13 protein-coding genes are annotated in these 12,790 nt (G+C 65.7%); 11 read left to right on the forward strand and 2 right to left on the reverse strand.

Annotation, left to right across the window (positions count from 1 at the left end; genetic code table 11):
- Window positions 1–24: 24 nt before the first annotated feature.
- A complete protein-coding gene (locus ACEN9H_RS02220; RefSeq protein WP_413673626.1) occupies window positions 25–1,473 on the reverse strand; it encodes a cryptochrome/photolyase family protein in 1,449 nt (482 codons plus the stop codon).
- Window positions 1,474–1,694: 221 nt separating this feature from the next.
- Between ACEN9H_RS02220 and ACEN9H_RS02225 the strand changes: the two genes are divergently transcribed.
- From ACEN9H_RS02225 to ACEN9H_RS02250, 6 genes are read left to right on the forward strand one after another with little or no spacing between them, the layout of a single operon-like run.
- Complete coding sequence (locus ACEN9H_RS02225; protein ID WP_229412081.1) at window positions 1,695–2,309, forward strand: YqgE/AlgH family protein; 615 nt, start codon at window positions 1,695–1,697, stop codon at window positions 2,307–2,309.
- A 33-nt stretch (window positions 2,310–2,342) separates the two neighbouring features.
- The gene (gene ruvX / locus ACEN9H_RS02230; RefSeq protein WP_371767065.1) at window positions 2,343–2,738 is read left to right on the forward strand and encodes a Holliday junction resolvase RuvX; all 396 of its coding nucleotides are present in this window, start codon (window positions 2,343–2,345) and stop codon (window positions 2,736–2,738) included.
- The gene (pyrR, locus tag ACEN9H_RS02235) at window positions 2,722–3,249 is read left to right on the forward strand and encodes a bifunctional pyr operon transcriptional regulator/uracil phosphoribosyltransferase PyrR (protein WP_056130006.1); all 528 of its coding nucleotides are present in this window, start codon (window positions 2,722–2,724) and stop codon (window positions 3,247–3,249) included. The genes ruvX and pyrR overlap by 17 nt, the downstream gene beginning before the upstream one ends.
- Window positions 3,242–4,207, forward strand: coding sequence for an aspartate carbamoyltransferase catalytic subunit (locus ACEN9H_RS02240; RefSeq protein ID WP_413673627.1), 966 nt, complete (start codon window positions 3,242–3,244; stop codon window positions 4,205–4,207). Before pyrR ends, ACEN9H_RS02240 begins: the two co-directional genes overlap by 8 nt.
- A 10-nt stretch (window positions 4,208–4,217) precedes the next feature.
- A complete protein-coding gene (locus tag ACEN9H_RS02245) occupies window positions 4,218–5,504 on the forward strand; it encodes a dihydroorotase (protein WP_413673628.1) in 1,287 nt (428 codons plus the stop codon).
- The gene (locus tag ACEN9H_RS02250; RefSeq protein ID WP_413673629.1) at window positions 5,505–6,275 is read left to right on the forward strand and encodes a lysophospholipid acyltransferase family protein; all 771 of its coding nucleotides are present in this window, start codon (window positions 5,505–5,507) and stop codon (window positions 6,273–6,275) included. It begins immediately after the preceding gene.
- An 87-nt stretch (window positions 6,276–6,362) separates the two neighbouring features.
- Here ACEN9H_RS02250 and ACEN9H_RS02255 read toward each other — a convergent pair whose 3' ends face one another.
- Window positions 6,363–7,208, reverse strand: coding sequence for a symmetrical bis(5'-nucleosyl)-tetraphosphatase (locus ACEN9H_RS02255; RefSeq protein ID WP_413673630.1), 846 nt, complete (start codon window positions 7,206–7,208; stop codon window positions 6,363–6,365).
- 232 nt (window positions 7,209–7,440) lie between these two features.
- Here ACEN9H_RS02255 and ACEN9H_RS02260 point away from each other — a divergent pair, with 232 nt between their 5' ends.
- The 5 genes from ACEN9H_RS02260 to waaA all read left to right on the forward strand — a co-directional run bounded on the left by ACEN9H_RS02260 (window position 7,441) and on the right by waaA (window position 12,762).
- Window positions 7,441–8,535 (forward strand): glycosyltransferase family 4 protein, encoded by a 1,095-nt coding sequence (locus tag ACEN9H_RS02260; RefSeq protein ID WP_056130019.1) that lies wholly within the window; start codon window positions 7,441–7,443, stop codon window positions 8,533–8,535.
- Window positions 8,536–8,621: 86 nt separating this feature from the next.
- On the forward strand, window positions 8,622–8,948 hold the full coding sequence (locus tag ACEN9H_RS02265) for an H-NS family nucleoid-associated regulatory protein (RefSeq protein ID WP_056130024.1): 327 nt from the start codon (window positions 8,622–8,624) through the stop codon (window positions 8,946–8,948).
- Between the two features lie 198 nt (window positions 8,949–9,146).
- Window positions 9,147–10,529 carry a phosphomannomutase/phosphoglucomutase gene (locus tag ACEN9H_RS02270; protein WP_413673631.1) on the forward strand — a complete coding sequence of 461 codons (1,383 nt, stop codon included), beginning with the start codon at window positions 9,147–9,149 and terminating at the stop codon, window positions 10,527–10,529.
- Entirely contained in the window at window positions 10,529–11,500 is a 972-nt protein-coding gene (gene waaC / locus ACEN9H_RS02275; RefSeq protein ID WP_413673632.1) for a lipopolysaccharide heptosyltransferase I, read from the forward strand. The genes ACEN9H_RS02270 and waaC overlap by 1 nt, the downstream gene beginning before the upstream one ends.
- On the forward strand, window positions 11,500–12,762 hold the full coding sequence (waaA, locus tag ACEN9H_RS02280; RefSeq protein ID WP_413673633.1) for a lipid IV(A) 3-deoxy-D-manno-octulosonic acid transferase: 1,263 nt from the start codon (window positions 11,500–11,502) through the stop codon (window positions 12,760–12,762). Before waaC ends, waaA begins: the two co-directional genes overlap by 1 nt.
- The last annotated feature ends 28 nt before the right edge of the window (window positions 12,763–12,790 follow it).

A 12,790-nucleotide genomic window follows, 5' to 3' on the forward strand; every position in this document is an offset into this window, starting at 1 on the left:
CCCCTGCGGAGGCGGGGATGACGTTTACAGGTCGCGTATCGCCTTGAAGCGCGCGAGTGTTTTCTCTCTCGCTGCTTCGTGGTCCACCACCGGCACCGGATAATCCTTCCCGAGCACGACGCCGGCCTTCTGTAAAACCTCCGGCTTCGCCAGCCACGGCGCATGAATGGCCGCCCCGCTCAAGCCGGCCAGCTGCGGCAGGTACTGCCGGATGAACGCCCCGTCCGGATCGAACCGCTTCGACTGCGTGACGGGATTGAAGATGCGGAACCACGGCTGCGCATCGCACCCCGTCGACGCCGCCCATTGCCAGCCGCCGTTGTTCGACGCCAGTTCGTAATCGTTCAGCTTCAGCGCGAACCACCGTTCGCCGCGGCGCCAATCGATGCCGAGGTCCTTGGTCAGGAAGCTGGCCGTCACCATGCGCAGGCGGTTGTGCATGAAACCCGTGCGTTCCAGTTGCAGCATCGCGGCGTCGACGAGCGGATAGCCCGTGCGGCCCGCGCACCACGCGTCGAACAGCGCGTCCGCCTTCGCACCGTCGTCCCACGCGACGGCGTCGAAGGCGGGCTTGAACGATTGCGTGACGACGCGCGGATGGCGCGCCAGGATCATCATGTAGAACTCGCGCCAGATCAGTTCCGACAGCCACACGGGCGCACCGGCACCGCCGCTGCCGTCGGCGATGCGTTCCTGCAGCATGGCGACGAGGCGGCGCACGGACAGCGTACCGAAACGCAGGTGGATCGACAGGCGCGACGTGGCGTCCAGCGCCGGGAAGTCCCGGTCGTGGTCGTAGCGCGCGAGACGCTGCCCGAATTGCGCCAGCAGCGTCTCCGCGCCCGTCATGCCGGGATGCGCGATGGGTGCCGCGTTCGGGACGAAACCGAGATCGGCCAGCGCGGGCAGGGCGTGATCCGCGGGCGCCGGCGCGAGCGCGCCCGCGTGCGGGGCCGTCTCGTACGGCCGCAGCGCCTCCGGTTCGCGCGCGAGGCGTTTCAGCCACGCGTTCTTGTACGGCGTAAAGACCGAATAGGGGCCGCCGGCCAGCGTCAATACTTCGTCCTGTTCGAAGATGACCTGGTCCTTGAACGTCTGCAGGCTGCGGCCGGCCGCGCGCAGGGCGTCCTGCACGGCGCGGTCGCGGGCGATGGCCTGCGGTTCGTAATCCCGGTTGGTGAACACGGATTCCGCATCCAGTTCGGCCGCCAGCGCCGGGATCACCTGCGCGGCGCGCCCGTGCCGCACGATGAGGTAACCTCCCATTGCATGCAGGCGCGCATCCAGCTCGCGCACGCTGTCGAGCAGAAATTGAACGCGCCGGTCGTCGGACGGCAGACCGGCCAGGATGTCCGTATCGAACACGAACACGCCAACCACCCGGCGTGAGGAGAGCAGGGCGTGATGCAGCGCGGCATGGTCGTCCACGCGCAAATCGCGCCGGAACCAGACCAGCGAGTTTCTCAGAGTCATCTTCTGTGTGTTGAGTCAATGCAGTCCAGAATTTTACTGTCTACCATCTCTCAGGTTTGCCCCGCCGACCGGCTTCCGTGGCCGGTCGGGCAATTCGGTGTAAACTAGCGAAAAGTCCAGCTTTTCAGCATAGCAATGCCGCGGTAACCCCAGAGAGTGAGCCAACAGAGAGTATGAGCATGAAAAAAAGTAAGGTCGGCAAGCCTCTAACCATGCCCGGGATGCCCCAGGAAGACACGCCTCTCCTCGGCACGTTGAGTGCATCCACGTCCCAGCTGAACCTGGCTAATCATTTCCTGATTGCCATGCCGTCCATGAATGACCCGATCTTCGGCGGCACTGTCGTGTATATCTGCGAGCACAACGAGAAGGGCGTGCTCGGCGTCGTCATCAACAAGCCCACCGACATGACCATGGACGTGCTGTTCGACCGCATCGACCTGAAAGTGGCGGAAGGGCTGCGCGCCAGCGTCGAGGACGAGCCGATCATGTTCGGCGGCCCGGTCCAGGACGACCGCGGCTTCGTGCTGCATTCGCCCGGCGGCCGCTATTCCTCGTCGCTGAGCGTCACCGACGACGTCGCGTTCACGACGTCGATCGACGTGCTGGAAGCCGTCGCCAACGGCACCGGCCCGCACCGCATGCTCGTCTCGATCGGTTATGCAGGGTGGAGTCCGGGCCAGCTGGAAGAAGAGATCGCCCGCAACGGCTGGCTCACGGTGAGCGCCGACGCGCGCGTGCTGTTCGACCTGCCGATCGAGGAGCGCTACAACGCGGCCATCAAGCTGCTGGGCATCGACCCGCTGATGCTGGCTTCCGAGGCCGGTCATGCTTGATTGTTGCGGCACAGCCTGGAGTCGATGCAGGTAATGGTCGACATCGTTCTAGGCTTCGACTTCGGCATCAAGCGCATCGGCATCGCCATGGGAAATACGCTGACGGGACAGGCGCAACCGCTGTCCGTCATCAAGGCGGTCGACAATGCGACCCGCTTCAAGGTCATCGCCGACCTGATCGAACAATGGCGCCCCGCGCGCCTCGTCGTGGGCGAGCCGCGCCATCCGGACGGCGCGGAGCACGACATGACCCTGCGCGCGCGCCGCTTCGCGAATCAACTGAACGGCCGCTTCAACCTGCCCGTCGAACTCGTCGACGAGCGCTACTCGTCGGCCGTCATTCCCGCCAAGCGCGGCGAGATCATCGACGCCAAGGCCGCCGCCATCATTTTGCAACAATACTTTGACGATCATGCCAACTCATATTAACGACGCGGATGGCCTGGATGCCGAGGCCCTGTACCGCGACCTGCTCGCGCAGGTGCGCGCGGGTCTCACGGGCGTGGCGGATGCCGCCATCGTCGGCATCCACTCGGGCGGCGCCTGGCTCGCGGAACGTCTCGCGGCCGACCTGGGCCTGCAATCCCGCCTGGGCTTCATCGACGTCTCGTTCTACCGCGACGACTTTGCCCGCAAGGGCCTGCATCCGGACGTGAAGCCGACCCGGATCGAATTCAACGTCGACGGCGCGACCATCGTGCTCGTCGACGACGTGCTGTACACCGGCCGCACGGTGCGCGCGGCGATCAACGTGCTGTTCGACTACGGCCGTCCGCAGCGTATCATGCTGGCCGCGCTGGCGGACCGCGGCGGCCGCGAACTGCCGGTCGCCGCCGATTTCGTCGGCGCGCACGCACAGCTTGCCCCTGGCCGCTCGCTCGCGCTCGCGCGTGACCCGAACGGTCGACTCTCGCTCACGATCGAAGACGACAATGCATAACCCGCAACTGAACAAGAACGGCGAACTGCAGCACCTCCTTACCATCGAGGGACTGCCCAAGGCCATCATCAACCACATCCTCGACACCGCCTCGAGCTTCGTGAGCATCTCCGACCGCGAGGTCAAGAAGGTGCCGCTGATGCGCGGGAAAAGCGTCTTCAACCTGTTCTTCGAAAACTCGACGCGCACGCGCACGACGTTCGAGATCGCGTCGAAGCGCCTGTCGGCCGACGTCATCAACCTGAACATCGCCGCCTCGTCGACGAGCAAGGGCGAATCGCTGCTGGACACGATCGACAACCTGTCGGCCATGCACGCCGACATGTTCGTCGTGCGCCACGCGCAGTCGGGCGCGCCGTACCTGATCGCCAAGCACCTGAACGACACGCAGCAGAACCACGTGCACGTGGTGAACGCGGGCGACGGCCGCCACGCGCACCCGACGCAGGGCCTGCTCGACATGTACACGATCCGCCACTACAAGAAGGATTTCACGAACCTGCGCGTGGCCATCGTCGGCGACATCCTGCACAGCCGCGTGGCCCGTTCGGACATCCACGCGCTGACGACGCTGGGCGTGCCGGAAGTGCGCGCCATCGGCCCGCACACGCTGCTGCCGGGCGGCCTGGAACAGATGGGCGTGCGCGTGTTCACGAACATCGACGAGGGCCTGAAGGACGTCGACGTGATCATCATGCTGCGCCTGCAGAACGAGCGCATGTCGGGCGCGCTGCTGCCGTCGGCCGGCGAATATTTCAAGAGCTACGGCCTGACGCCGGAGCGCCTGGCGCTCGCGAAGCCGGACGCCATCGTGATGCACCCGGGCCCGATGAACCGCGGCGTGGAGATCGATTCGGCCGTGGCGGACGGCGCCCAGGCCGTGATCCTGCCCCAGGTCACCTTCGGTATCGCGGTCCGCATGGCCGTCATGAGTATCTTAGCCGGTAGTCACACTTAAATTCGCACGTATGAATAACTTGCACATCAAGAACGGGCGCCTGATCGACCCGGCGGCCGGCATCGACGCCGTCCAGGACCTCTACATCGCCGACGGCAAGATCGCCGGCATCGGCAACGCACCCGCCGGCTTCACGGCCGCGCGCACGATCGACGCCGCGGGCCTCGTCGTCGCGCCGGGCCTCGTCGACCTTTCCGCCCGCCTGCGCGAGCCGGGCTACGAATACAAGGCGACGCTGGAATCGGAAATGCAGGCCGCGGTGCAGGGCGGTGTGACGACGCTCGTGTGCCCGCCCGACACCGACCCCGTGCTGGACGAGCCGGGCCTCGTTGAAATGCTCAAGCACCGCGCGCGCCTGCTGAACCAGGCCAACGTGCATCCGCTGGGCGCGCTGACCGTCGGCCTGAAGGGCAAGGCGCTGACCGAGATGGCCGAGCTGACGGAAGCCGGCTGCATCGGCTTCGCGCAGGCCGAGGAACCGATCGAGGACACCACGGTGCTGCTGCGCGCCATGCAGTACGCGAAGACGTTCGGCTACACCGTGTGGCTGCGCCCGCAGGACCCGTACATCGGCCGCGGCGGCATCGCCCACAGCGGCCCGCTGGCGTCGCGCCTGGGCCTCTCTGGCGTGCCCGTGATGTCCGAGACCATCGCGCTGCACACGATCTTCGAACTGATGCGCGCCTCCGGTGCGCGCGTGCACCTGTGCCGCATCTCGTCGGCCGCCGCGCTGGACCTGATCCGCGCCGCCAAGAAGGAAGGCTTGCCGGTCACGTGCGACGTCGGCGTGCACCACCTGCACATGACGGATGCCGACATCGGCTTCTTCGATTCGAACGCGCGCCTCACGCCGCCGCTGCGCAGCCAGCGCGACCGCGACGCGATCCGCGCGGCCGTCCAGGACGGCACCGTGGACGCCGTCTGCTCGGACCACACCCCGGTCGACGACGACGAGAAGCTGCTGCCGTTCGCCGAGGCCTCGCCCGGCGCCACCGGCCTGGAACTGCTGCTGTCCTTGATGCTGAAATGGGCGGCCGAGCAAGGCAACGATGGGAAGGCATTGTCGACCGCGCTGGCCAGGATCACGAGCGATCCGGCGCGCACGGCGGGCCTGTCCGCCGGCACGCTGGCACAGGGCGCAAGCGCGGACGTCGTGCTGTTCGACCCGGACACGCGCTGGACCGTCAACGCGGCCGCCCTCGCGAGCCAGGGCAAGCACACGCCGTTCCTCGGCTACGAACTGGCGGGCCAGGTGAAGGCGACGATCGTCGCCGGCCACGTCGCGTTCGAACGCTGATTGAAGATCAAGCTCGCGTGGCGCCTCGCGCGCCTCGTCCTCCACCTGGTCCAGGGCCTGGTCACCTGCGCCCTCGTGTTCCCGTGGGCGGGCGACGCCCTGCGCGAGCGCCTGATCCAGCGCTGGTCGGTACGCCTGCTGGGCATCTGCCGCGTGCGCCTCGAGCGCGTGCCGGGCGAGGACTCGCTGGCGCACGCGCTCATCGTCGCGAACCACATCTCGTGGCTCGACATTTTCGTCATCAATGCCGTGCATCCGTGCCGCTTCGTGGCCAAGGCCGAGATCCGCGCCTGGCCCGTGGTCGGCTGGCTCGTCGCGCAGGCGGGCACGGTGTTCATCGCGCGTGGCAGCCGGCGCGACCTGCGCCACATCTTCAAGGGCCTCGTGGAGGCCCTCGGCCAGCACCGCCGCGTGGCGTTCTTCCCCGAGGGGACGACGGCCAGCCAGGGCACGGTGCTGCCGTTCCACGCCAATCTGTTCGAAGCCGCCATCGACGCCGCGGTGCCCGTGCAGCCGGTCGCGCTGGCCTATGTCGACGCGGACGGCGGCTGGCATCCGGCCGTCGATTACACGGGCGAGACGACGTTCGTCGACAGCATCGTGCGCATCCTCGGCGGTGAACCGGTGGTCGCGCGGCTGGCCTGCCTGGCGCCGATCCCGGCGGCGGGCGCGCACCGGCGCGAGCTGGCGCAGGCGGCGCATGATGCGATCGCGGGGGCGCTGGGGCAAACCCAACCCCGTCATCCCCGCGCAGGCGGGGATCCATACTGAGCTTCCAACGTCGGTAACGCCACTGCTCCGCAACGTAACGTAATTCGGTAACTCGGTATGGGTTCCCGCCTGCGCGGGAACGACGGTTCACTTCTTCCCGCTGTGCTCCCGATACTCGGGACAATCCACCTGCAACAGCGACCGGTCATCCAGGCACACAGCCGTCAGCTTGCCGCCCCACACGCAACCGCTGTCCAGCCCCACGAGATTCGGCCGCAGCACGAGCCCGAGCGCCGACCAGTGTCCGAACACGACGGTGACATCGAGCGTGCGGCGGTTGGGCAGGTCGAACCAGGGTTGCAGGTCCGTGCCTTCCGGCCCCTTGTCGCTTTCCTTGTGATGGAAATCCATGCGGCCGTCCGGCCAGCACAGGCGCATGCGCGTGAGCGCGTTGACGATGCAGCGCAGGCGGGCGATGCCCGTGAGGCCGTCGTCCCAGCGGTCCGGCTCGTTGCCGTACATCTGGCCGAGGAAGTCGATCCAGTGGTCGCCGCGCAGCACAGCCTCCACTTCGGCCGCCAGCGCCATCGTCTGCGCGGCCGTCCACTGCGGCGCCACGCCGGCATGTACCAGCAGGTGGGCATCGACGAACATCGCGAGCGGGCGGCGGCGCAGCCAGTCGATCAGTGCATCGCGATCGGGCGCGGCGAGGATCTCGTCCAGCGTATCGGACCGGCTCATTTTCTGGGCGCCGACGGCCACGGCCAGCAGGTGCAGGTCATGGTTGCCGAGCAGGGCGTCGACGCGGCCATCGCTCGCTTCCGCCAGCGCCTTCATGCGGCGCAGCGCGCCCAGCGAATCGGGGCCGCGGTTGATCAGGTCGCCGACGAACAGGATGCGCGTACCTGGTCCCGCCGTCGCGTCGATTCGTTCCAGCAGCAGGCCGGCTTCATGGGCGCACCCTTGCAGGTCGCCGATTACATAGGTTTTCATTTCGCTCACATTCGATTTTGCAGGATCGATACTAATCGATTCTTCCGGGTTTCGTACGGCGGCCCCAGCCGAGGGAATTGCCGATTGTAAATTGTCTTGCCCCTCAGTCAAAGTTCCGGTATTTCGTAATTCCTCAATCGGACGACAGTCTGCGCGCGTACACTGCCGAGGTCCGGTTTGCCGACGACTAATCCGGTACAATCCCGCACGGTTGCATTTAAAAAATAATAAAATGTTTTCCTTCATCGTAAGTTTTGTCGTGTCCGCGCTACTGACGCTCCTCGTCGTCAAGCATTCGAAATTGCACGGACCCGCACTCGACAATAATTTCGACGGCGTACAGAAGGTCCATCTGCATGCGGTGGCGCGGATTGGCGGATTGCCGATCTTCCTCGCGGTGGCCCTGACCGCCGGTATTTCCGTATGGCGGGTGCCCGGCCTCGGTTATTGGCTGGTCTCGCTGCTGGGATGTGGGGGGATCGCATTCGCCGGCGGTATCGTCGAAGACTATACGGGGAAGGTGCGTCCCTCGCGCCGCCTGATATTGACGATGGTCGCCGCGTTCCTCGGCTATCTCGTGCTGGACGCGAAAATCGCGCGGCTCGATATGCCTTTCGTGAGCTGGCACCTCGATTCGCTGTGGCTGATATTGCCGCTGACCGTACTGGCCGTTGCGGGCATTGCGAACGCGGTGAATATCATCGACGGGTTCAATGGCCTGGCCAGCGTCGTCACGATCTTCATGCTGTTGTCGCTCGCTTACGTGGGCTGGCAGGTGGGCGACATGTTCGTGCTGGTGTCCGCGCTGACGGTCGCGGGCGCAACGGCCGGTTTCCTCATCTGGAATTATCCCGTCGGCCTCATCTTCCTCGGCGACGGCGGCGCTTATTTCATCGGATTCATGCTGGGCGAACTGGCCTTGCTGCTCGTGATGCGCAATCCCCAGGTATCGACGTGGTATGCCGTCTTGCTGCTGATTTATCCGGCATTCGAAACCATATTTTCCGTTTACCGCCGAATGTTTGTACGTGGGAAATCCCCTACCATGCCAGATGGAATCCACCTGCACAGCCTGATTTTCCGGCGTATCGTGCAATGGACCGTCGGTCGCAAAGAAGCCCGTGCACTGATGAAAAGGAATGCGCGTACTTCGCCATACTTGTGGCTGTTTTCCCTCACCGCCGTTATCCCCGCAACCGTGTTCTGGCGGAATACGGGAATTTTGATATTCTTCTGTCTGTTGTTCATTATCAGCTACGTATGGTTGTACGCGCGTATCGTGAGATTCAAGTCGCCGCGCTGGCTGATTTGGCACAAAAAACACTAAAGAAATTTCAGTTGTAGTATATTGCGAGCATTGGTGATTATTCGATAAAATCCCTTACACCTAGACTCTACATATAAGGAATCAAGATGGATCTGTCTAATTTGTCCTTGGGCGATTTGCGCAACCTGCAAGAGCAGATCAAGCAGGAAATGAAGAAACGCGAGGTGCAGGAAGTGCAAAAGGCGCGTGAACAGATCATGGCCATCGCACAGAGCGTCGGCGTACCTTTGAAAGACCTGATCAGCGCCAGCGGCCGTGGCGGCAAATCGGCGGGTGCGAATGCCGGTTCCGTCGCCGTCCGTTATCGCAATCCGGACAATGCTTCGCAACAGTGGACCGGTCGCGGCCGCCAGCCGAAATGGGTCAAGGAATGGGTCGAAGGCGGTAAATCGATGGACAAACTGCGCGTCTGATTCCGTTTCATATCGTTCCGAGTGCGCACGTTCTGTGCGCCTCATCGCGCTTGTTTGCGCATCCAATACACCGGTAATCCGGCCCCGGCGGCCCTGCTTGCCGTTACAATATCCCTTTTTCCCAATCCCGACCCAACCGGCGTTGGTAATGCCCGTGCGCGTGCATTCCGGTGCCTCGTCCAGCAAGGTAGATAATCCATGGTTTCTCTCTCGAAAACGATCTTCAAGGCTTATGACATCCGCGGCGTCATCGGCAGCACGCTCGATGCGGGGATCGCACGCCGCATCGGCCAGGCGTTCGGCGCCGCCGCGCTGGCCAAGGGAGAACGCACCGTGATCATCGGCCGCGATGGCCGCCTGTCCGGCCCGGAGCTCGCCAGGGCGCTCGCCGAAGGCCTGCAGGCCGCGGGCGTGGATGTCGTCGACCTGGGTATGGTCGCCACGCCGATGGTCTATTTCGCCACCAACGTGCTGGGCGCGCGTTCGGGCATCATGGTCACCGGCAGCCACAACCCGCCGGACTACAACGGCTTCAAGATGGTGCTGGCCGGTGAGGCGATCTATGGCGATGCGATCCAGGGCCTGTACCAGGCCATCGAACGCGACGACTTCCAGCCGGCCGCCCAGCCAGGTGGTTACTCGACGCACGACATCAAGGCCGCCTACGTCGAACGCATCGTCGGCGACGTCAGGATCGCGCGTCCGATCAAGATCGCGGTCGACTGCGGCAACGGCGTGGCCGGCATGGTCGCGGGCGATCTGTTCCGCGCGATGGGCTGCGACGTGATCGAACTGTTCTGCGACGTGGACGGCCACTTCCCGAACCACCACCCGGATCCGGCGCACCCGGAAAACCTGCAGGACCTGATCGAGTGCCTGAAGACGACGGACGCCGAAATCGGCCTCGCGTTCGACGGCGACGGCGACCGCCTGGGCGTCGTCACGAAGGATGGCCAGATCATCTTCCCGGACCGCCAGATGATGCTGTTCTCGAAGGACGTCCTGTCGCGCAATCCGGGCGCCGAAATCCTGTACGACGTGAAGTGCACGCGCCACCTGGGTCCGTGGATCGAGCAGCACGGCGGCCGTCCGCTGATGTGGAAGACGGGCCACTCGCTCGTCAAGGCCAAGCTGAAGGAAACGGGCGCACCGCTGGGCGGCGAGATGAGCGGCCATATCTTCTGGAAGGACCGCTGGTACGGCTTCGACGACGGCCTGTACACGGGCGCGCGCCTGCTCGAGATCCTCACGCGCGAAACCGACCCGTCGGCACTGCTGAATGCCCTGCCGATCGCGTCCAGCACGCCCGAGCTGCACCTGCACCTGCAGGAAGGCGAGAACTTCGCGCTGATCGACAAGCTGCGTGCCGACGCGGAATTCCCGGGCGCGGATCGCATTGTCGACATCGACGGCCTGCGCGTGGAATACCCGGACGGCTTCGGCCTGGCGCGCGGCTCGAACACGACGCCCGTCGTCGTGCTGCGTTTCGAGGGCGAGAATCCGGCAGCGCTGGACCGCATCCAGAAGGAATTTGCGCGCGTGATCCTGGCCGCCAAGCCTGACGCCAAGCTGCCGTTCTGATGAAGATCCTGCTGGTGCGGGTGTCGTCGCTGGGCGACGTCCTGCACAATCTCCCGATCGTGGCCGACATCCGGCGCCACTTTCCGGATGCCCAGGTCGACTGGGTGGTGGAAGAGGGCTACGTCAGCCTCGTGAAGCTCAACCCGCACGTGCGCAAGGTGATCCCGTTCGCGCTGCGGCGCTGGCGCAAGGGGCTCGGCCAGGCGGCCGTGCGCGCGGAGCTGCGCGGCTTTTTCCGCGACCTGCGCGCCGAGCAGTACGACTACGTGTTCGACACGCAGGGCCTGATCAAGACGGGCATCGTGATGGCCTGCGCCCGCGGCGGCCAGAAGATCGGCCTGGCCAACGGCACCGAGGATTCGGGCTACGAAGGCGTCTCGCGCATCTTCCACAGCCGCAGCATCCCCGTCGAGCCGCGTACGCATGCGGTGGCGCGCGGACGCCACGTCGTGGCCGCGGCACTCGGCTATGCCGTCGACACGCCGCCCGATTTCGGCCTGCCGGCACCCGAAAACAGCGCACGTCCCGCGTGGATGCCGCCGGATGATTACGCCGTGTTCTTCCACGGGACCGCACGCGACGCGAAAAAATGGCCGACGGCGCACTGGATCGCGCTCGGCCAGGCGCTCGCGCCCATGACGATCCTGCTGCCGTGGGGTTCGCCGCGCGAGAAGGAGGAGGCCGAGCGCCTGGCGGCCGGGCTGCCGAACGCGCGCGTGCTGCCGAAACTGTCGATGATGGATGCGGTGGAACTGGCGCGCCACGCGACGCTCGCGGTGGGCGTCGACACGGGCCTCACGCACATCGCCGCCGCCTTCGTGCGGCCGACGGTCGAGATCTATGCCGATTCGCCGCGCTGGAAGACCGAAGGCAACTGGTCGCCGCGCATCGTGAATCTCGGCGACACGGGCGCGCCGCCCTCGGTCGACGAGGTCGTGGCGGCCGCACGGCGCCTGCTGGAGAGCCGCTGATGCGCGTGCTGTATTCGCTGATGTGGTGGCTGGCGCTGCCGCTCGTGCTGGGCCGCCTGTGGTGGCGTGGGCGCCGTGAGCCCGGCTACCGCACGCATCTGGGCGAGCGCCTGGGGTTCTACGGACGCCGGCTCGACAAGCGTCCGACCATCATGGTGCACGCCGTCTCCGTCGGCGAGACGCGCGCGGCGGAACCGCTGATCGAAGCCCTGCTGGCCGCGCGCCCCGATGCGCGCATCCTGCTCACCCACATGACCCCGACGGGCCGCGCCACGGGCAAGGCGCTGTTCGGCAAGCACGGCGACCGTGTGATCCAGTCGTTCCTGCCGTACGACACCGGCTTCATGGTCGGCCGTTTCCTGCGCCATTTCGAACCCGCAGTCTGCATCCTGATGGAGACGGAAGTGTGGCCGAACCTGATCCATGGCTGCGCGCGACACGGCGTGCCGGTGGCGCTCGTGAACGCACGCCTGTCCGAAAAATCGCTGCGCCGCGGCCGCAAGATCGGCGCGCTGATGACGGATGCCGCGCGCGCGATCACGCTGGTGGCCGCGCAGACGGATGCGGACGCCGGGCGCATCGCCTCGCTGGGCGCCGCGAAGGTCGCCGTCACGGGCAGCATCAAGTTCGACGTCGTGCCGCCGCAGGCCGCGCTGGACACGGGCGCCATGCTGCGCGCGCGCTTCGCGGACCGCCCCGTGCTGCTGTGCGCGTCCACGCGCGAGGGCGAAGAGGCGCTGATCCTCGACGCCTACAAGGCCCTGGACCGACGTCCGGCGAACATGCTGCTCGTGCTGGTGCCCCGTCATCCGCAGCGCTTCGATGAGGTGGCGCGCATGGTCGAGGAACGCGGCTTGAGCCTCGCACATCGATCAAAACTGCCGGAACACGTGGACACCGACGTGCTGCTGGGCGATTCGATGGGCGAGATGTTCGCCTATTACGCCGCATGCGACTGCGCCTTCATCGGCGGCAGCCTGCTCCCGCTGGGCGGCCAGAACCTGATCGAAGCGTGCGCGCTGGGACGTCCGGTGCTGGTGGGCGAACACACCTTCAACTTCCTGCAGGCGACCGAGGAAGCCGTCGCCGCGGGCGCCGCGCTGCGCGTGCCCGATGCGCCGGCGCTGTTGCGCGCAGCCGCCGGCCTGCTGGATGACGACGGCCGCCGCGCCGCCATGGGCGCCCACGCACAGGCCTTCGCGGCCCGCCATCGCGGCGCGACAGTGCGCACTGTTGAACTCTTGCAACAAATTATCGCTTAGCTTTTGTTACCATTCTCTTTAGATTAGA

Origin of the sequence: Massilia cellulosiltytica (assembly GCF_047325105.1) — a bacterium.
Classification (GTDB): domain Bacteria; phylum Pseudomonadota; class Gammaproteobacteria; order Burkholderiales; family Burkholderiaceae_D; genus Telluria; species Telluria orientalis.